Annotated in this window: 18 protein-coding genes and 2 tRNA genes; 16 read left to right on the forward strand and 4 right to left on the reverse strand. The window is 36.6% G+C overall.

Annotation, left to right across the window (positions count from 1 at the left end):
- Window position 1: 1 nt before the first annotated feature.
- The 7 genes from M0Q17_RS02915 to dxs are packed head-to-tail and all read left to right on the forward strand — an operon-like array spanning window position 2 to window position 8,326.
- The gene (locus tag M0Q17_RS02915) at window positions 2–778 is read left to right on the forward strand and encodes an HAD-IIA family hydrolase (RefSeq protein ID WP_295083171.1); all 777 of its coding nucleotides are present in this window, start codon (window positions 2–4) and stop codon (window positions 776–778) included.
- Entirely contained in the window at window positions 775–1,866 is a 1,092-nt protein-coding gene (pheA, locus tag M0Q17_RS02920; protein ID WP_295083121.1) for a prephenate dehydratase, read from the forward strand. The genes M0Q17_RS02915 and pheA overlap by 4 nt, the downstream gene beginning before the upstream one ends.
- Entirely contained in the window at window positions 1,856–2,950 is a 1,095-nt protein-coding gene (hisC, locus tag M0Q17_RS02925; RefSeq protein ID WP_295083123.1) for a histidinol-phosphate transaminase, read from the forward strand. The genes pheA and hisC overlap by 11 nt, the downstream gene beginning before the upstream one ends.
- Before the next feature lie 18 nt (window positions 2,951–2,968).
- Entirely contained in the window at window positions 2,969–4,669 is a 1,701-nt protein-coding gene (gene fliF / locus M0Q17_RS02930) for a flagellar basal-body MS-ring/collar protein FliF (RefSeq protein ID WP_295083124.1), read from the forward strand.
- Window positions 4,670–4,678: 9 nt separating this feature from the next.
- The gene (gene fliG / locus M0Q17_RS02935) at window positions 4,679–5,707 is read left to right on the forward strand and encodes a flagellar motor switch protein FliG (protein WP_295083126.1); all 1,029 of its coding nucleotides are present in this window, start codon (window positions 4,679–4,681) and stop codon (window positions 5,705–5,707) included.
- A complete protein-coding gene (gene fliH, locus M0Q17_RS02940) occupies window positions 5,708–6,505 on the forward strand; it encodes a flagellar assembly protein FliH (protein WP_295083128.1) in 798 nt (265 codons plus the stop codon).
- A gap of 6 nt (window positions 6,506–6,511) precedes the next feature.
- Window positions 6,512–8,326 carry a 1-deoxy-D-xylulose-5-phosphate synthase gene (dxs, locus tag M0Q17_RS02945; protein WP_295083173.1) on the forward strand — a complete coding sequence of 605 codons (1,815 nt, stop codon included), beginning with the start codon at window positions 6,512–6,514 and terminating at the stop codon, window positions 8,324–8,326.
- Here the strand turns inward: dxs and pgeF are convergent.
- Window positions 8,316–9,041: a peptidoglycan editing factor PgeF gene (gene pgeF, locus M0Q17_RS02950; protein WP_295083130.1), complete on the reverse strand. Its 726-nt coding sequence runs from the start codon at window positions 9,039–9,041 to the stop codon at window positions 8,316–8,318. The two genes, dxs and pgeF, sit on opposite strands and share 11 nt — an antisense overlap.
- A 28-nt stretch (window positions 9,042–9,069) precedes the next feature.
- Between pgeF and ovoA the strand changes: the two genes are divergently transcribed.
- Window positions 9,070–11,172 carry a 5-histidylcysteine sulfoxide synthase gene (gene ovoA, locus M0Q17_RS02955; RefSeq protein ID WP_295083132.1) on the forward strand — a complete coding sequence of 701 codons (2,103 nt, stop codon included), beginning with the start codon at window positions 9,070–9,072 and terminating at the stop codon, window positions 11,170–11,172.
- Window positions 11,173–11,511: 339 nt separating this feature from the next.
- Here ovoA and M0Q17_RS02960 read toward each other — a convergent pair.
- Together M0Q17_RS02960 and M0Q17_RS02965 are read right to left on the reverse strand one after the other, a co-directional pair.
- A tRNA-Asn gene (locus M0Q17_RS02960) sits at window positions 11,512–11,586 on the reverse strand.
- 11 nt (window positions 11,587–11,597) lie between these two features.
- Window positions 11,598–11,674: transfer RNA gene (locus tag M0Q17_RS02965), tRNA-Met, on the reverse strand.
- A 231-nt stretch (window positions 11,675–11,905) separates the two neighbouring features.
- Between M0Q17_RS02965 and groES the strand changes: the two genes are divergently transcribed.
- The 5 genes from groES to M0Q17_RS02990 all read left to right on the forward strand — a co-directional run bounded on the left by groES (window position 11,906) and on the right by M0Q17_RS02990 (window position 16,651).
- On the forward strand, window positions 11,906–12,166 hold the full coding sequence (gene groES, locus M0Q17_RS02970) for a co-chaperone GroES (protein ID WP_295083134.1): 261 nt from the start codon (window positions 11,906–11,908) through the stop codon (window positions 12,164–12,166).
- Between the two features lie 117 nt (window positions 12,167–12,283).
- Window positions 12,284–13,912, forward strand: coding sequence for a chaperonin GroEL (groL, locus tag M0Q17_RS02975; protein ID WP_295083136.1), 1,629 nt, complete (start codon window positions 12,284–12,286; stop codon window positions 13,910–13,912).
- A 221-nt stretch (window positions 13,913–14,133) separates the two neighbouring features.
- Window positions 14,134–14,919, forward strand: coding sequence for a hypothetical protein (locus M0Q17_RS02980; RefSeq protein WP_295083138.1), 786 nt, complete (start codon window positions 14,134–14,136; stop codon window positions 14,917–14,919).
- Window positions 14,903–15,934: a hypothetical protein gene (locus tag M0Q17_RS02985; protein ID WP_295083140.1), complete on the forward strand. Its 1,032-nt coding sequence runs from the start codon at window positions 14,903–14,905 to the stop codon at window positions 15,932–15,934. The genes M0Q17_RS02980 and M0Q17_RS02985 overlap by 17 nt, the downstream gene beginning before the upstream one ends.
- 138 nt (window positions 15,935–16,072) lie before the next feature.
- Window positions 16,073–16,651, forward strand: coding sequence for a thermonuclease family protein (locus tag M0Q17_RS02990; RefSeq protein ID WP_295083142.1), 579 nt, complete (start codon window positions 16,073–16,075; stop codon window positions 16,649–16,651).
- On the opposite strand, the gene miaA is transcribed toward M0Q17_RS02990, so the two are convergent.
- Entirely contained in the window at window positions 16,626–17,522 is an 897-nt protein-coding gene (gene miaA / locus M0Q17_RS02995; protein WP_295083145.1) for a tRNA (adenosine(37)-N6)-dimethylallyltransferase MiaA, read from the reverse strand. The genes M0Q17_RS02990 and miaA overlap by 26 nt on opposite strands.
- 123 nt (window positions 17,523–17,645) lie before the next feature.
- On the opposite strand from miaA, the gene M0Q17_RS03000 reads away from it, so the two are divergent.
- From M0Q17_RS03000 to M0Q17_RS03010, 3 genes are all read left to right on the forward strand, one after another.
- Window positions 17,646–18,074, forward strand: coding sequence for a Spy/CpxP family protein refolding chaperone (locus M0Q17_RS03000; protein ID WP_295083146.1), 429 nt, complete (start codon window positions 17,646–17,648; stop codon window positions 18,072–18,074).
- Between the two features lie 100 nt (window positions 18,075–18,174).
- Entirely contained in the window at window positions 18,175–18,855 is a 681-nt protein-coding gene (locus M0Q17_RS03005) for a response regulator transcription factor (RefSeq protein ID WP_295083148.1), read from the forward strand.
- The gene (locus M0Q17_RS03010; protein ID WP_295083150.1) at window positions 18,852–20,084 is read left to right on the forward strand and encodes an ArsS family sensor histidine kinase; all 1,233 of its coding nucleotides are present in this window, start codon (window positions 18,852–18,854) and stop codon (window positions 20,082–20,084) included. The genes M0Q17_RS03005 and M0Q17_RS03010 overlap by 4 nt, the downstream gene beginning before the upstream one ends.
- Window positions 20,085–20,148: the final 64 nt, after the last annotated feature.

Here is a 20,148-nt window from a genome sequence, read left to right on the forward strand (position 1 = left end):
GATGTATTTTATAGATGTGCAGGGTACTTTAATTAGCGATACGGACAAATCTCCTATCCGCGGAAGCATTGCGTTTATAAAGAAGCTAAATGAAGAAAAAATTCCATATATGATTATCACAAACAACACAAAAAAAGCCTCTAAAGATTTTTATAATTTTTTGCTCGCAAGCGGTTTTAGTTTTGATTTTTCTCGCTATCTTGACCCCCTGATGCTATTAGAATCAAGAGTGCAAAAAGAGTCGGTTGCAGCGTATGGGGCAGCAGAATTTTTGGAAGTTCTAAAAAAAATGGGGTACACGTTAAACTATGAAAATCCTAAGACGGTCTTAATTGCCATCAAGGAGAATTTTTCTGCTGATGAGTATGCTCAGATGATTGATTTTTTACTAAGCGGAGCCTCTTTGGTAGGGATGCATGAGACATCAATATATGCAAAAAACTCTAAAAGATACCCCGGAGTCGGAGCAATTTTAAAGATGCTGGAGTTTGCAACATCTAGTAGTTATGATGTTGTTGGCAAGCCGAGCATCTCCTTTTATAAGGAAGCTCTAAAAAGAGCGCAGGAGCAAAAAAGCAACGTAAGTTTTAGTGATATAATTATTATAAGCGATGATGTAAAGGGCGATTTAGGCGGAGCAAAAGAGCTGGGAATGAAGACAATCTTTGTTACAAGCGGAAAGTATAAGAGTGCTAAAGAGATAGTCCCTTTTTTAAAAGAGGAGCTAAAGCCTGACTCTGTTTATGCCGACATGCAAGAAATTTTGGAGACGTTATGAAAACTTTAGATGAGTGTAGAGGTGCTATAGATGCCATTGATGATGAGTTGTTAAAACTGCTTAATCATAGAATGGAAGTTGTTAAAAGAGTCGGTGAGATTAAAAGAAGCAATGATGGAGCCATTTATAGACCCGAGAGAGAAAAAGCAATAATACAGAGATTGACGCAAAACAGTATAGAACAAAACGGTCTTTTAAATGCGGCTGCCATTGAAGCGATATTTTTGGAGATTTTTGCAGTTGCAAGAAACTTGGAGCTTCCAGAACGCATAGCTTATCTCGGTCCTGAGGGAAGTTTTACGCATCAAGCGGCTGAGAGCCGTTTTGGGGCTATGAGCGACTACCTCTCTCTTAGTTCGATTCACTCTGTTTTTAAGACGCTTGAGGCAAAAAGGGCAAAGTTTGGCGTAGTTCCGATTGAAAATTCTAGAGATGGTGTTGTCGGCGAAACGCTAGATCTGCTTGTTAAGAGCCCCCTAAGAATTGTTGCCGAATTTTACATGCCCATTCATATGTCTTTTGCGACAAAAGCGAAAAAATTGAGCCAAATTACTAAGATATACTCAAAAGATAAAGGGTTTGGGCAGTGCAGAGAGTTTTTGCAGGAGCATAATCTATTTAATGTCGAGCAAATTCCTGTTGAATCGACTGCAAAGGCGGCAATATTAGCAGCTGAGACACCAAATTCTGCGGCTATATGTAGCCATATTGCTGCAAAGCTTTACGGTGTTCCGACTATGTTTGACCATGTTGAGGATGATATAGGTTCACAGACAAGATTTGTGATACTAAGTGACTTTAAAAATGAGAAAAGCGAAGATGATAAAACATCTATTTTAGTGAGGCTTAAAGATTCTGTAAAAGCGGGTTCCCTAGTTAGCTTTTTACAGGATTTTGATGATAAAAAGATAAATTTTTCAAAAATAGAGTCTCGCCCCTTAAAAGAAAAGGGTGGGTTTAATTATCTCTTTTTTATGGATTTTTATGGACATATAGATGATGAAAACGTTCAAGAAGTATTGCAAAAACATAAGGAAGAGGTAACTTGGCTAGGAAGTTACGTAAAAGGTGAAGAGATTGGAATTTAATAAAAATTTAGAAAATATCAAGACATACGAGGCTGGAAAGCCCATAGAGTTGGTTGTAAGAGAGTTTGGTATAGAGCCAAAAGATATAGTCAAGCTTGCATCAAATGAAAACCCTTTAGGGTGCTCCCCTAGAGTCATTGAAGCAGTTGCTGCTATATTGCCGAAAATGGCCCTATATCCGGATGATTCGATGATAAAGCTCAAAAATGCTTTGAGCGCAAGATATGAAGTACAAAACACTAATGTAATTATAGGTTCGGGGAGTGATCAAGTTATAGAGTTTCTTATCCACGCAAAAGCGCAGGCAGGCTCAAAAATATTGATGAACTCCATTACTTTTGCCATGTATGAGATATATGCAAAACATGTCGGAGCAGAGGTAATTAGAACTACGTCGCAAGAGCATAACCTAGATGAGTTTTATGAGATGTACAAACAAGAAAAGCCGGAAATAATTTTTATATGCACGCCAAATAATCCAACCGGTGATGCTTTAGATGCAGATAAGATATATGACTTTTTGAAGAAGATAGACAGCAATACTTTAGTTGTAATAGATGCGGCATACATGGAGTACGCTATATATAAAGATGCAAAAAAAGAGATAGTACCAAAAGAGCTTATAGGGAAGTTTGAAAATGTAATTTTTCTGGGTACATTCTCTAAGGCGTATGGACTGGGCGGCATGAGAGTAGGATACGGCTTGGCAGATTCTAAAATTATACAAGAGCTGTATAAACTAAGACCGCCTTTTAACATTACCACACTTTCTCTTGAAGCTGCAAGCGAAGCTCTTAATGATAAAGAGTTTGTGAAAAAAAGTATAACTCTAAATTTTGAGCAGATGAAACGCTATGAAGAGTTTGCAAAAGAGCAAAAAATAGATATAATTGACAGTTATACTAATTTTGTAACATTGTGTCTAAGTGCTAAGCAGGACTCAACAAAGATAGCAAATCAGCTCTTAGAACAGGGAATGATAGTTAGAAATTTAAGCAGTTATGATATGAATGCAATCAGGGTAACAGTGGGTACGCATGAACAAAATAGTCGTTTTTTTAAGTTAGTAACACAATTTTTGTAATGGTAAAATGGGAAATTGATGGATTTTAAGGTACTTTTTTCACAACTAGTCATTCTGTATGATAAGCTTACAAAGCAGCAGAAGTTTATCATAGGTTTTGCTGTTGTAGGCATAGTTGCATTTTTGGTTTTTATGGTCGTTTATACAGCTAAAAAAGATGCTCTAAGCCAATATGATGTGCTTTTTGATTCTTTGACTTCAGAAGATGCGGCTAAAGTAGTAGAGCAGTTGGAGAAGGATAACGTACCTTATGAGCTACTTGATAAAAATATTATAAAAGTTCCTAGAAATGTTGTCTATAAAGAGCGTATAGCAATTGCATCTTTGGGTATTCCTAAAAACAGTGGTGTGGGTTTTGAACTTTTTGACAATCAGGAGTTCGGAGCTACTAGTTTTGATCAAAACGTGAAATATCTTCGTGCAATAGAAGGTGAACTCTCCCGCACTATTAATGCTTTAGCGCCGATAGAGCGTGCAAGTGTGAGTTTGGCACTTCCAAAAGATACTCTTTTTGTTGAAAAAAAGACGGATCCAACTGCCTCAGTTATGCTTCAGCTTGTTGAGGGCAAAAGGCTCTCTTCAAAGCAGATTAGAGGCATAAAAAATCTAGTAGCTGCAGCAGTGCCAAATCTGACTCCCGCAAATGTTATGCTTATAGACAGCGACGGGGAAACATTGGGTGATGAAGATGAGATGGCTCAAATGGGCGAACTCTCGTCGGTACAGCAAAGTTATAAGGCAAAAGAAGAGAAGAAAAAGCAGAAAAAAATCATAGAGGTAATCTCCCCTTTTGTCGGCGGGGAAGAAAAGGTCGTTGCTCAGGTTACTATAGAGTTTGATTTTTCTATTAAAAGCTCAACTTCTGAGACATATGATCCTGAAAATGTAGTTAGAAGCGAGCAGTTAAGCGAAGAGAAGAGAGAGGGTACGACTCCTGCTGAAGTTGGCGGAGTTCCCGGAACTGTTAGCAACATAGGTCCGGTAGAGGGTCTCTCAAGCAATCAAACAAATGAAAAGTATGAAAAAAATACAGGTACGACAAACTATGAGGTTGGAAAAACTGTCTCAACTATAAAGAGTGAATTTGCGCGGATTAAAAGAGTTACTGCCGCTGTTGTTGTTGATGGAAAATACAAGTACAAGCTAGATGCTGATGGCAATCCGACACAAGAGCTTGAGTATGAACCCTTGTCAGAGACGGATCTTGAAGCCTTGAGCGCTTTAGTTAACCGCTCTATCGGTATAAATGAAGAGCGAGGCGATCAGATAAGTGTTCAAAATCTGCAATTTAAACTACCAGAAGTTGATAAAAATAAAGAGAGAATGAATCAAGCCGTAACTTTCTCTCAAACCTATTTAGCTCCATTTTCTGAACTGTTTAAATATCTTTTTGTTCTTTTGCTTCTTTTTATTCTTTACAAAAAAGTTATATCTCCTTTCGCGCAGAGAATGCTTGAAATCTCTAAAGAAGAGGATGAGATAGGCAGACCGCTTATAGATATAGAGGATGACGTAAATGAGGATTTGGTAGAGAAAGTTCAAACAATGCGCCGTAAAGTTGAAGAGCAGCTTGGCATGGGAGAGGGATTTAATGAAGATGAACTTAAGTATGATGTTCTTCTTGAAAAAATTCGAGGTATGGTTGAGGAGTCACCAGAAGCTGTAGCACTTGTTCTTCAGGCTTTGATGACAGAAGAAGCAGATGTATCAATTAGGTAAGGAAAATATATGAATCTAACTCCTACGCAGCAGGCAAAATTTGATGAGATGAGTATGGCTGAGAAAACTGCTATAGTGCTTATGCAAATAGGCGAGGAAGCAACTGCCGCTATATTTTCAAATATGAGTATTGATGCTATAACCGAAGTTTCAAAGCATATCGCTACAAATAAGAGTGTAGGAAAATCTGTTGCAACTGCAGTGCTAGAGGAGTTTTACGCAATTTTTCAATCGGGTCAGTTTATAACATCCGGCGGTTTAGAGTATGCAAGAGAACTTCTTTATAGAACGCTTGGTCCCGAAGAGGCTAAGAAAATCTTAGAGAAACTCTCAAAAAGTATGCAGGAGACGCAAAATTTTGCTTATCTTTCAAAAATTAAGCCTCAACAACTCTCGGATTTTATTATCAATGAGCATCCTCAGACGATAGCACTTATCTTAGCCCACATGGATGCGACAGAAGCTGCGGATACCATACAGTATTTTCCAGATGATCTTAGAAGCGAAGTCTCTATGAGAATGGCTAAACTTGGAGATATATCTCCTTCAGTTATTAAAAGAGTCTCTGCCGTGCTTGAGTCTAAGCTTGAATCACTTGCATCTTATAAAGTTGAAGTCGGAGGACCTCGTGCAGTTGCAGATATATTCAACCGTCTTGGAGCAAAAGCTTCAAAAGAGACTCTTGCTAAGATTGAAGAGAGAGATGAGGAGATGTCAAATCTTATCAAAGAGATGATGTTTACATTTGAAGATATTGAGACGCTCGATAAAAATGCAATTACTGAGATACTAAAATCAATCGAGAAACCTGACTTGATGCTTTCACTCAAAAGTGCTCCTGAAGAACTCAAACAGAAATTCTTTAATGCTATGAGTGAGAGAGCAAAAGAAGCATTTGAAGAAGAGATGCAGTTTATGGGTGCTGTTAGGATGAAAGAAGTTGAAAGTGCTCAACGAAGAATTGTTGAAGTGGTCAATGGTCTCGCAGAGGGTGGAGTAATTCAGCTGGGAAGTTCAACTGAAGAGATGGTAGAATAATTGTCAAATATAATCACGAGCAAAAGAGTGGCAAAGCACAATGTCGATAAGTACAATTTTAAGGTTTTAGCCTTTGGTGCAGATGATGAGCAAGAAGAGGTTTTTGAATCTTCGCTGATACCAAAAAAACGTATTGTTGAGCCGCCGCAACCCAAAGTGGAGAAAGAGATTGATGCTACTGCGATGAGCTCAAACTCCAAAGACTCCCTTATAGAATCTCTGCTCAAAAAAACTGATGAGATGTCATCTAACTTTATTAAACTTCAAATGAAGCTTGAAAATATGAGTCAAGAGCATAAAACAGAGCTTGAAAAAGTCAAAGAAGAGTCCTATTCTAAAGGTGTTGAGGCAGGCAAAGAGCTTCACGCGAAAAAGGATGAAAAAGATATAGCAAATGCTGTTTCTATGTACTCGGAATCGGTTACAAAGCTTCAAAATAGCGCAAAAGAGTTTGAGAGTGCACTAGAGGGTATTAAGGCTGAGTTGATTAGTGCTGCTTTGGATATTGCAAAAGAGGTAATAAAAATTGAGCTTGAAGAGAACTCAAATGAAGTGGCAAAAACTTTAGCTAAAGAGTTAATAAAAGAGTTGCAGAGTGCATCAAAAGTAGTTTTGAGAGTTAATCCAAAAGATCATGGAGCAATCTCTCAGGCTGTCGGCTCTCTAACACATGTAGAAGTTATCTCAGATGCTGCCGTAAGTCTCGGCGGGGTTATAGCTATCAGTGACGCAGGCAATATAGATGCACAAATATCAAAAAGATTTGAGCGAGTCAAAAGAGCAGCATTAAGTGAGTGAAAATTGATAAATATTAAAAAAAGCAACGTCAAAGAGCTAGAAATACTTTGCAAAGAGATAAGAGAAAAGATTTTAATAGTAGTGAGTAAAAATGGCGGGCATCTAAGTTCTACTCTTGGTGCAACAGAGCTTATAGTGGCTATGCATAAAGTTTTTGATAGTAAAAAAGATCCGTTTATTTTTGATGTCTCGCATCAATCTTACGCGCATAAACTAATAACTGGAAGATATAAGGAGTTTGATACTCTAAGACAATTTAACGGTTTATGCGGTTATACAAAACCAAGCGAGAGCGAACATGACTATTTTGTCGCAGGGCATAGCTCAACTTCTATCTCTTTGGGTGTGGGTGCCGCTAAAGCTATCGCACTAAAAGGTGAAGAAGGTAAGAGGATTCCTGTTATCATGATAGGTGATGGAGCCATGACGGCAGGTATGGTTTATGAAGCGCTTAATGAGTTAGGCGATAGAAAATATCCGATGGTAATCATACTAAATGATAACGAGATGAGTATATCAAAGCCTATAGGCGCGATAAGTAGAATGCTCAGTTCGGCAATGGCTTCGCCGTTTTATCAAACCTTTAAAAAACATACTGAAAACTTTGTAGATAACTTTGGAGAGGGTGCCAGATATATCGCAAAAAGAATGGAGGAGTCTTTAAAGCTCATTACTCCGGGGATTATGTTTGAGGAGATGGGGATTGACTATATCGGACCTGTTGATGGACATAATCTTACTTCGCTTATAGAGATACTTCAAAAAGCAAAAGAGCTTAAAAAACCCGTTATTGTTCATGTTCAAACCATTAAAGGCAAAGGGTATGAGATAGCCGAAGGTCAAGAGGAAAAGTGGCACGGAGTAGGACCTTTTGACATAGATAGCGGCAATGAAGCTAAAAAAAGTACGAAGAAAAGTGCTACCCAAATATATGCGGAGGCACTTTTACATCTTGCAAAACATAATGAAAAGATAGTAGGTGCAACTGCTGCCATGCCAAGCGGAACAGGCTTAAACGAGTTGATGGAAGTATATCCCGATAGATTTTGGGACGTGGCTATTGCAGAACAGCATGCAGTCACATCTATGGCAGCACTCGCAAAAGAGGGATTTAAGCCGTTTTGTACCATCTACTCAACATTTTTGCAGCGCGGATATGATCAGATAATACATGACACATGCTTGATGAATCTTCCTGTTGTTTTTGCGCTTGATAGGGCTGGTATAGTCGGAGAGGATGGGGAGACGCATCAAGGGGCATTTGACATTAGTTTTTTAAGAGCTATCCCAAATATGACACTTTTTGCTCCAAGGGATGAGAAGAGTTTTCATCAAGCTATGGCATTTGCGGCTGAGTATCCGTACCCATGTTCGCTTAGATATCCAAGAGGTTCCTTTACTGAAACAGACTTGCCTGAATCGTTGCCCTTTAAATTGGCAAAATCGCAACTTCTTCGTTCAAGTAGTACAGATGTTCTTCTTATAGGTTATGGTAACGGTGTAGGCAGAGCTTATGAGACGGCAAAATATTTGAATTTTGAAGTTAGTATTTTGGATTTACGATTTGTAAAGCCGCTTGATGAGGAGATGCTTCATGATATGTCTGCAAAATATAAAAAGTGGTTTGTCTTTAGCGATAGCGCAAAAATGGGCGGAGTAGGCTCGGCTATCTTAGAGTTTCTCTCAAAAGAGAAGATTATGCATGTAGAAGTTGTAAGCTTTGAGTATGAGGATAAGTTTATAACTCACGGAAAGACAAAAGAGGTTGAGGAGTCTTTGGGACTTCTGCCTGTTCAGCTGGCAAAAAAAATTACCCTCTAAGCATAATAACTCCGGCAAATCTGCCGGTTTGTGCCTGCGCTCTGTAGGAGAAGTATCTGTTTGTACTGCAACAAGTGCAATCATCACAAAACTCAATATGTTCTGCTTTTATGCCACAAAGGAGGAGCTGTTTTTTTAAAATCGCACCTACATTAAGGTAGAAGCTTTCCTCTTTTTTTTCTATAGAGTATGCTAAGCCTAGTGCCTTTGCCTCATCATAAATCTCACTCCCTACTTCATAACAACATGCTCTGATGCTAGCTCCTACACTTACCTGTATATCTTTTGGATTTGAGTCAAATTCTCTTTGCATCTTGTCTATAACATTTTTTACTATATTTTTAAATGCACCTTGTCGTCCTGCGTGAGCCGCTGCAATAACTCTTTTTTGATTATCGTAAAACAGAATTGGCGAGCAATCCGCTACCATAACCATAAGAGGAGTGTCTATTTTGTTTGTCACAAGCGCATCACATGTTGGAGGTGTGGTAAAATTTTCATTTGTTACAAGATGTACGATATCTGAGTGTATCTGGTTCATATATACAAGCGACTCTCTTTCATAACCTAACTCTTTTGACAAAAGTTCGTGTTGTTTTTGTACACTTAATTTGTCGTCGCCTACATGAAACGCTAAGTTGCCACACTCTTTTGTAGTAAAAGCATGCAAGAGATTTGTAAATGAGCTTAATTTTTCACTATAATAAAATTTCATAGAAAAATTATATCCAAAAGGAAGTATTTTGAGTAAGTTTAGTTTATATTCGGTAACTTTAAACAAGTCAGATACGGAGACGAAAAGAGAAGAGATTAGAACATATTTTCACAATACATTTGATATTTTTGAGAAGATTTTTGAGGTGTTAAAGAGTGATGAGGTCTTTTATCAAAGATCCGAATCAACTCGTCATCCTATGATATTTTATTTTGGACATACTGCAACTTTTTTTGTAAATAAACTTATCAACATGAAGATAATAAAAAAGAGGATTAATCCCGAGTTTGAGTCCATCTTTGCCGTGGGTGTTGATGAGATGGCATGGGATGATTTAGAGAACTCCCACTACAAATGGCCAAAAGTAGAGGAAGTAAGAGCCTATCGCAAGCAGGTAAGAGAGCTAGTTGATGTTCTTATTACGACGCTTCCTTTGAATCTTGAAATCAAGCAAGATTCTCCCATGTGGATTATTTTAATGGGGATAGAACATGAGCGTATTCATATAGAGACTTCGCTTGTTTTGCATCGCCAGATGCCGCTTGAGTGTGTCAAGGAGGTAAAAGAGTTCAACATCTGCTCACATAGTTCAACTTCCCCTAAAAATGAGATGATTGAGATAAAAGGCGGCGAGATTGTTTTAGGTAAAGAGAGGTCGCATAACCTTTACGGATGGGATAATGAGTATGGAGTTTATAAGGAGAGTGTAAAGGATTTTAAAGTCTCAAAATATTTAGTAAGCAACGATGAATTTATGGAATTTGTAAAAGAGGGCGGATATGAAAAGAGCGAGTTTTGGGATGATGAGGGGAGGAAGTTTTTAGAGATAAGTGGCGCAAAACACCCTGCATTTTGGATTTTAGAAGATGGGAAATACAGATATAGAGCGCTTTATAAAGAGATAGATATGCCGCTTGACTGGCCAGTTGATGTTAATGCACTTGAAGCGGAGGCATTTTGCCGTTATAAGAGTAAAAAAGAGAGGATTAGTTACTCTTTGCCAAGCGAGGTTGAGTATAGAGTTCTTTATGAGTATGCGGGATTAAAAGATATCCCAGAGCTTCATGAGAGTAGGGCAAATCTAAATTTTTATCATTATTTTAGCTCGTGCCCCGTAAATGAGTTTGGTTTTAACGGTATATATGATGTTATGGGAAATGTGTGGCAGTGGAGCCGCACTCCGATATTTGGCTTTGAGGGTTTTGAGGTTCATCCCGCTTATGATGACTTTTCAACACCGACTTTTGATGATAAACATGCACTGATTTTAGGTGCTTCATGGGCGAGCAGCGGGAATCTTATCATGAAACACTCGCGTTACGCATTTCGCAAACACTTTTACCAAAATGCAGGTTTTAGATATGTGATAACAGATACCGAAGCAGAGAAAAAAGGTGATATTTACGAGAGTCATGAGCTGGTGTCTCAATACTGCGAGTTTCAGTATGCAGGCGAGAACTTTGGAGTGAAAAACTTTGCAATAGAGTGCGCAAAAATAGCCTCTAAGTTTGCAAAAAAACATACAAAAGCGCTTGATTTAGGCTGCTCAACGGGAAGAGCGACATTTGAACTTGCAAAGAGTTTTGATGCAGTGGAGGGGATTGACTTTTCTGCCAGATTTATAGGTGTCGGCGCAAAGCTCAAAAGTGACGGTTATGTTGCTTTTGCCTCAAAAACAGAGGGCGATTTGGTGCAGAAAAAAAAGATAACTATCAAGGAACTTGGATATGAAAATTTAAAGCATAGAGTTAGTTTTTGGCAAGGAGATGCATGCAACCTAAAACCAAATTTTAACTCTTATGATTTAATAATGGCGACAAACCTTATCGACAGGCTCTATAACCCAAAACTGTTTTTAGATACTGTACATGAGAGGTTAAATAGTGGTGGAGTTTTGATTTTAACGTCCCCATACACTTGGCAGGAGCACTTTACTAAAAAAGAGTTTTGGCTCGGCGGATACAAAGATAAGCAGGACAAAGAAGTAAAAACCATAGATACGCTAAAAGAGATTTTAAGTGCTAACTTTGACCTCGTGCATCTACAGGATTTGGAATTTGTTATAAAAGAGACAAGCAGAAAATTTCAACACACCATAGCAGAAATCAGTGTCTGGAGCAAAAAAAATTAGGATAAACAACAAGAGCGCAGCTAAGAAAATAGGTTATAAATAAAGTTGCTTAAAAGCAAAAATATTAGTGGAGTTTAAAAGGCGGCTATGTATATTGGAGAATCTAGAATATACTAAAAAGCCCGAAAAATGACCATTTTAAATTCTATCTTCTATCAAAGAAAGACATTAAAAGACATATATTTAGCTACTCGGCAGCTAAAATACTATTTAAAAAGTGAATTATGATTTCCCACTTGCAAAGAGCTTCTTTTTTAAATGACATATAGTGGACACGTTTGGGCACAGTAGCTAAATAATTCAGTTGGAAAGTCCGTGTATAAGGGGTTATAAGAAGTATGGCTCCGGATACTGGATTCGAACCAGTGACCAAGTGATTAACAGTCACCTACTCTACCGCTGAGCTAATCCGGAATCTTAAAAAATGGTGTCAGGGGGGGGACTCGAACCCCCGACCCCCGGCTTATGAGACCAGTGCTCTAACCAGCTGAGCTACCGTGACATCTTTTAAGAGGCAGAATTATACTTTTTTAAAACTTTAAACAAGCTAAGATAGAGCAAAAGCTAAACAAAAAGTGAAAATACAATCCAAAAAGTAAAAGAAAGATACTGCTATCAAAAACATTGAGTATATTTAATAAAGAAAGCTTAGTGTGTTCAACTAAAGATGTTGACATTGTTACTATTTTAATGTATTATTGCATTTGTAATTTATGTTATGTAAGGAGTTTAAATGAATTTTCAACCATTAGGAAAAAGAGTCCTAGTAAAAAGAGTAGAAGAGGCAAATACTACTAGCAGTGGTATTATTATTCCTGATAATGCACAAGAAAAACCGTCAAAGGGCGAAGTTGTGGCAGTTGGCTCAGAAGTGAGTGAAATCTCTTGCGGAGATGTAGTGGTTTTTGGTAAATTTTCAGGGAGTGAGATTTCACTTGATGGCGATAAGTTTCTAGTGCTAGAGACTGAAGATGTATTTGGAATAATTAAGTGATATTACACACTCAAGCGAACAAGTCCGTTTGAGTGGCAGGGATAGATATCCCCACAACCCCCTAAGCTACGAAAAATAATTTTTCGAGATTTATATAATAAGTAAAAGGAAATAGATATGGCAAAAGAGATAATTTTTTCAGACAATGCAAGAAATGCATTAGCTCGTGGTGTTTCAAAATTAACAGATGCAGTAAAGGTAACAATGGGACCTCGCGGTCGTAATGTCTTGATTCAAAAGAGTTACGGTAATCCTATAATCACAAAAGACGGGGTCTCTGTTGCAAGAGAGATTGAGCTAAAAGATAAACTAGAAAATATGGGGGCTTCCCTTGTTAAGGACGTTGCTTCGAAAACTGCCGATGAGGCGGGTGATGGTACAACAACGGCAACTGTTTTAGCAAATGCAATCTTTTCTGAGGGGCTTAGAAGCATCACCGCGGGCGCAAATCCTATCGAAGTAAAAAGAGGTATGGACAAAGCTTGTGAAGCGATTTTGGTAAACTTAAAAGCATCTAGCAAAGCTGTAAACGGCAAAAAAGATATTGCACAAGTTGCAACTATCTCTGCAAATTCTGATGAGCAAATCGGCAACATGATTGCAGAAGCTATGGAAAAAGTAGGTCAAGACGGTGTTATTACCGTTGAAGAGGCTAAAGGTATAGTTGATGAGCTTGATGTTGTTGAGGGTATGCAGTTTGATCGCGGATATTTAAGTCCGTATTTTATAACAAATACGGAGAAGATGACGGCAGAGATAGAAAATCCTTGGATTTTACTTGTTGAGAGCAAAATAACTTCACTTAAAGATTTGCTTCCAGTATTAGAGCAGGTTCAAAAAACTTCTCGTCCTCTTTTAATCATAGCAGAAGATGTAGAGGGAGAAGCGCTTTCAACTCTGGTTGTAAATAAGCTTCGCGGGGTTTTAAACATCTCTGCTGTAAAAGCTCCAGGATTTGGAGACAGAAGAAAAGCGATGCTTCAAGATATTGCTATCTTAACGGCAGGAACTGTTATCTCTGAGGAGACAGGACATACACTTAGTGCAGCAACTTTAGAGTATTTAGGTCAAGCATCACGTGTTGTAATCGACAAAGACAACACTGTTATCGTAAACGGTGCGGGGAAAGCTGAAAATGTACAAAAAAGAATCTCTGAAATAAAAGTTCAAGTAGATGCAACCACAAGCGAATATGACAAAGAGAAACTTCAAGAGCGTTTAGCAAAACTAAGCGGCGGGGTAGCTGTTATAAAAGTAGGTGCGGCAAGCGAGACTGAGATGAAAGAGAAAAAGGATCGTGTTGATGATGCCTTGTCTGCGACAAAAGCTGCGGTTGAAGAGGGTATCGTTATCGGTGGTGGAGCTGCTCTTGTTCGTGCTGCTGCAAAAGTGAAACTTGATCTTACGGGCGATCAAAAGATCGGTTGCGAGATAATCCTTCGTGCTATCAAAGCCCCACTTAAACAGATTGCTACAAATGCAGGCTATGATGCGGGGGTTGTAATAAATGCGGTTGAGAGTGCGACAAATGAAAATATCGGCTTTAACGCTGCAACCGGCGAATATGTAGATATGTTTGAAGCAGGAATTATAGATCCATTTAAAGTCGGACGTGTAGCTCTAACTAACGCTACTTCTATCTCAAGCCTGCTTTTAACTACGGAAGCGGCAATATATGAACTTCCTGAAGAAAAACCTGAAATGCCTGATATGAGCGGCATGGGTGGCATGGGTGGCATGATGTAGTCATTCCCCCTCTCTTTCAAAACCCCTATTTGTGGGGGTTTTACTCCTTCCTTTTAAAAAATACCAATCATAGATAAATTTAACAACACAAAAAAAATATTTTTCAACCTATAATGATTTTTAGAGAGGTTGTTGGCTAAAATAGTAAAATTAAATGTCGAAAATAGAAGTGCCATCTTAAAGGCTAGGTTGAAAATTTTTAAATATGAGGTAAAAATAAAATGAAAAAATATATTGCTTATCCTCTTTTGGGCCTTTTGATAATTATATCTTGGTATTTAACATATAGATACACTGGATTTTCATTAATTCTTATAGTTTGTGCCGGATTAATCATAGCTTATAGCATCGCCTCATATTGGATTGAAAATAAAAAATGTTTTATAAACTGCTACTTTAAGCAGACGAGCCTTTTATCAAGGATTTTAAGCAGTAAAATATTGTTGATTTTAATAGCCTTTTGTATTGCTTTTGTAGTAACTATTTTTTTATTTACTTCAGTTACTACTTGGAGTATTGATATATGGGCAGTTATGATAATAGATATAGTAGTTTTAACGATACTGCACAAAACAATTACTAAGATTTTTAGAACTACTTTAAAAGATGAGATAGGGTCGCATCTAGTAAAAAGTTGGAGTGTCGGAATAAATACATTTGTTCTAACAATGTTTATGCTTTTTTATAATTATAATACTTTAGAAGAACCCTCTTATATAAAAAATACCTTAAAAGGTAGTGTACAAGAAGCCACAAAAAGTTATGCTTCAGATTCTGAACTCATAAATACTTTTGTAAAACTAAATATTGAAAAAGATGCGATAGTCTGGTACAGCGCATTATATACAAACGAAAAAATTAATAATGAAGATGCAAGATGGTTGTTATGGATGTTTTTTTTGATAAACGGGGGGATTGTATACTATGGGTTTAGTAGGTTTTTTATAGAGTTTATTGCATTTGATTTAGAAAAATTTACTAAGAGTAGTAATGAAAACAGAAATTAAAAATCAAATTAATGAAAACAAAAAAAATAGTAAAAAATTTTGGAATACTTTTTGGGGTGTAATTGTTGTTTTGCTTTTAATTACATCGTATGGTATCTATAAAAAATACACTCTAAAGCAATATCAAATTGACCTAGAGACAAAGAGAGTTTTGACGTTATCGCTCTTGCAAAAATTAGACCCCCTGTTTCAAAACTTCTCCGAGGAACAAAAAGAGCAGGTGCTTCAATTGATGCAAGACAAAACTGATAAAAGTGTTGATGAACTTTTTGAAAATGTTTACGATAATATTGATAAATACTTAGATTTTCATTATTCAGTTATAGGTGAATATGCAGAGCTTATGATGGCTGCAAACAATACTCTTCAAGAAAATATACAAAAAAAGCTTTTTGGTGAAGAGTTTGATGAACTCTTTAGTAAGCTTCAAGCAAATATCGCTGCAGATTTTACAACCCAAATCTCTAAATTAGCAGATAATTTTAAAGAGGAGTTGAGCCAAAAAGTACACCTGAGTAGTGAAGAAGAGCAAGAAGTATTTGTCACTCTTATAGAAATTTTTCAAATGCAAATACAAGAGAGTGTAAATCGTGTCGTGCGCTCAACAACATTTGGTGCGACAGCAGGAGGAGGTATTATAGCCGCGGCAGTTGCTTCAAAGCTAGTGGCAAAAAAAGCAACACAAAAAGCGGCTCTAAAAGGCGGCTCTAAATTCGCTGTAAAATTAGCAGCATCAGGAGCGGCGGCAACAACTGGCTTGGCATGTGGACCATTTGCTTTAGTGTGTGGCGCTGTGGCAGGAGTAGTAGTCTGGGTAGGAACCGATTTCGTACTGGTTGAAGCGGATGAAAAACTAAATAGAGAAAAAACGTACAATGATATTAAAGCCTCAATTGACGATACAAAATATCTTCTCAAAGAGGATTTGAAAAATCAGTACAAAACTATTTTACAAACTATTACAGATGAAGTGCAAATAGGGACTAATAGAAAGATAAAAGAGCTAATAAAGTAAAATAAAAAACGCTTAACCCAAAAAAATCTCTTTCTTTATAGAACCTTCTTAAAGCCATTTTGTTTATAAATGTGTATATTCAAAAGAGAAATCAGCATTTTTTTGTTATTATTATGAAAGATTATACGAGGAGTTCAAATGAAAAAATTTGTTTTACTTATGACTTTGTCAATCTCTTTGATGTTTGCTGAGTCAGCAAAAATAGTTGAATTTGTTACGGAAAAAACAGTGAAAATAGATGAAAATGGTGCTGAAAAAAGGCTTCACTTAAGTGGCATAGAGCTTTTTGCAAAAGCGAACAATAAGCAAGGTAGTATCCAGCTTGTAGATTATGACAAAAGAGAAGAGCTGAAAAACAGAGCGCTCGTTTACATGAATAAAATGTTTCCAAAAGGTTCAAATATCTCATATCAAATCTTTTTAAAAGATGAGCATGGCATTGAATATGCGTGGATAAAAGATAATGATTTTAATTACAAAATAGTTAGAGATGGCTATGCTTTGACGGATGTAAATGATCCATCCCTGCCAATAGGACTAAGAAACAGAATGCTACTCGCTCAAAACTATGCAAAAAAAAAGGGGCTAGGACTTTGGGGTATATACGAGGAGATGCAGATGCTAGAACAACAAGATGTTGTAGCTTGCGGATGTGAACCTTATGAGAAGAAAGATTTTAAAGCAGATACATTTAAAAAAGAGCAAGCCGAAAAATAGTCTCTTGCAGCTCTTCAAGCGGTGCGCTAATTATATTTTCAAACTGAGTTCGGTTGAAAGTCTGCTGCCTTTTTGCAAGTTGTGCAGTGTGTGTTGAGATATTTTCCACCATCTCCTCCTTTGTTACTTTGCCATCTAGATACTCTAAAACTTCGACTATTCCAATGGAGTTCATGGCGTTAGGAAGCCTTGTGTATTTTTGCTCTAAGTGGCAAACTTCATCTATCAGTCCCGAGCTTAGCATCTTAGTGGTGCGTTTTGCAATTCTTTGGCGTAGAATATCTCTTGGCACGTCAATATTGTAAATGGGTAAATTTTTTATCACGGGTTTTGGAGGATTTTGCCTAAACCACTCGCTCGGCGTAAGTTTTGAAGCCTCGTAAACAAGGAGTGCTTTTTCGATTCTGTATCTGTCATTTGATGCTATTTTTTTCATATACTCTTCATCAAGTTTATATAAAAAATCATAGCAATTTTTTAGATTCTTTAGCTTCTGCTCTACTTGCAGAGTTGTTTGTGTTGTTACTTTTGGGATATCAGAAAGCCCGCTTATAAGGGACTTTAGGTAAAAGGATGTTCCTCCGACAATGAGGAGGTTTTTTTTATCTCTTTTACATGCATGAGTAACCTCTTTATAGAGATTTATGAAAATCTCCACACTGAAGTATTCATCCGGATAAAGAAAATTTATGCCAAAGTGCTTTACCTCTTGAAGCTCGAGAGGCGATGGTTTTGCAGATACGATATCAATCTCTTTATAGATGCTCAGCGAATCGATTGAGAGGATGTAAGCGTTTATTTTTTTTGCAATTTTTATCGCTAAATCACTTTTTCCTGATGCTGTAGGACCGATAATGGCTAGTTGAGTCATTCTTTTTTTGCCTTGTTTTAAAGCAAGATTATAGCCTATCGTTAATAAATCGTTAATATGAGATTAAAATATTGTTAATAACAAGGCTATATACTTTTACTACAAAAACATAAGGAGTTCGCAATGAACAAAAGAATTTTAATGAGTTTAGGACTAGCAGTATTGCTAACATCTTCTTTAGCAGCTGGACAAATGAACTGTGATAAAAGCAAGGGCAGTTGTGCAAAACCACAACAAGCTAACATGAAACATAATGGGCATAAAAATCCTCTTATAGCGCAGATGATGTCTCTTGATTTAAGTGATAAACAAAGAGAAGAGATAAGAGCGATAATGAGAGAAAATATGCAAAGTATGCCAAAAATCTCAAGTGCTTTTAGTGATAAGGCTTTTGATAAAGAGCTTTTTATCAAGCTCTCAAAAGAGAGACAGGAGAACAGAATTGAGAAAAAAGCTCAAATGATTGCAAGTGTATATGCAGTTTTAACGCCTGCGCAAAAAGCTGAGTTAAGAAAAATGTTAGATAAAAAAATGGCGATGAAAAAGAGATAGTCTAAGGGATATAAATCTAAAAATTCATGCAAGTAGTGTAAAATAGTCAACTTGCATTATAGATGCAGTATAAAAAATAGTTACCGCATGGATGTATGAGATGATTAAAATTGCAATGATTGAAGATGATACTGAGTTGGCGAATGTCCTAACTCAGTATCTAGCAAAATACCACATAGAAATTACAAACTATGAAGACCCTTTTTTGGCACTTAGTGCCATAGCGCTTAATGCGTATGATTTGATTATTTTAGATTTGACTCTTCCAGGTATGGACGGGCTTGAAGTGTGCAAAAGACTGCTTTTAAAACATAATATCCCAATCATCATATCAAGTGCAAGAAGCGATATAACCGATAAGGTAATAGCTCTAGAGCTTGGAGCTGACGACTATCTTCCAAAACCTTATAATCCAAGGGAGCTTGAAGTAAGAATAAAGACAATTCTTCGCAGATGCTCAAAGGAGCTAGAGCTTTTAAAGCCAGAGGCAAAAAAAGAGCTATTTTTTTTAGATGAGCAAAAGCAGGAGATTTCCAAAGATAAAAAATTCATCAAGTTTACTCCCGCAGAGTATGAAATAATGTCTTTGATGTGCAAACGAAAAGGTTTTGTCGTTTCAAGATATGATATTTTGCAAAATTGTTCTTATTTAAATACAAATGAAGAGAGTGGCGCTTTAGCAGTAATCATCAACAGAATCAGAGCAAAAATAGAGCAAGACCCCAAAAATCCAAAACATCTTCTAACCATAAGAGGCTCCGGCTATAAGTTGGTAGAATGAAAAAGCATTCCATCCTTTTTACAATCAACATCATCTTCTTAATATCACTAGTTCTTATAAGTGCTAGTTTTGTGATGCTTTATGGTTTTAATAAGCAAAGAGAGAAGCGCTTTAACCATAAAAGAGATATGGAAATTTCAAAGATTTTTATGCATCAATATAGAGGAGATGGAGTTTCTGATGAGTTGATAGCGTATATGAAAAGTTTAGATTTTCTGGTTGTTTTAGATGCTAAGGAGATAGAAAATATACTCGCTTCAAAAGAGATAAAGAGCAGGGAACTTAAAGCAAATAAATTTTTTAAACTTCGATATTTAGAGCTAAATGAGAGACATTTTGTCTTGATACAAACACCAAATGAAAAAATTATATTGACAAGTCAGAGAATATCATCGGATGATAAAAATATTATTTTGATTGTTTACATTTTAATCCTTTTAATATTTATTTTTTTATATCTATCAATAGTAAATAAACTCAAGCCTTTAAAAATTTTAAAACAGAGTGCTAAGGAGTTTGGAGATGAGAATTTTGATGTAAACTTTTTGACATCAAACGAGGATGAGATATCTCAGCTTGCAAACGAGTTTCATAAAGCAGCCCAAAAATTAAAAAAACTAAAAGAGTCAAGAAATGTGTTTATTAGAAATATAATGCATGAGCTAAAAACGCCCATTACAAAAGGAAACTTTTTAACTCAGCTTCCTCAAACAGAAGAGAATATAGAGAGTATGCAGAAGGTTTTTTACAGACTAGAGTCTTTGATAAATGAGTTTGCATCTATAGAGGAGCTGATTTCAACGAAAAAAGAGTTGGAAAAGAAGAGCTATTTTTTAGAAGATATTGTAGATAACGCTATAGATATTTTAATGTGTGAGGAGGATAAGGTAGTAAAAGCGTTTGATAATATTAAGATAGATGTTGATTTTACTCTCTTCTCGATTGCCGTTAAAAACCTGCTTGACAACGGGATAAAATACTCAAAAGATAAAAAGGTCATTGTTAAAACAGATGCAAGCAAGATAGTATTTGAAAATGTCGGACTAAAGCTCTCTTATGAGTTGCAGAACTATTTTGAGCCGTTTTTTAAAGGTAATAAATCAAATTTGCCTCAGAGTTTCGGGCTTGGACTCTATATTGTAAAACATATACTTGATGCACATTCATTAGAGTTAAAGTATGAAAATAAAGAGGGTGTAAATAGATTTATAATCGAATTGCCCTCTTAGTTAATTTGTTATTGCGAAAGTTTAAATCAACTTTGGGTAAAATCAAACAAAAATAATTTTAAGG

Origin of the sequence: Sulfurimonas sp. (genome assembly GCF_023229105.1) — a bacterium.
Taxonomy (GTDB): Bacteria; Campylobacterota; Campylobacteria; order Campylobacterales; family Sulfurimonadaceae; genus Sulfurimonas.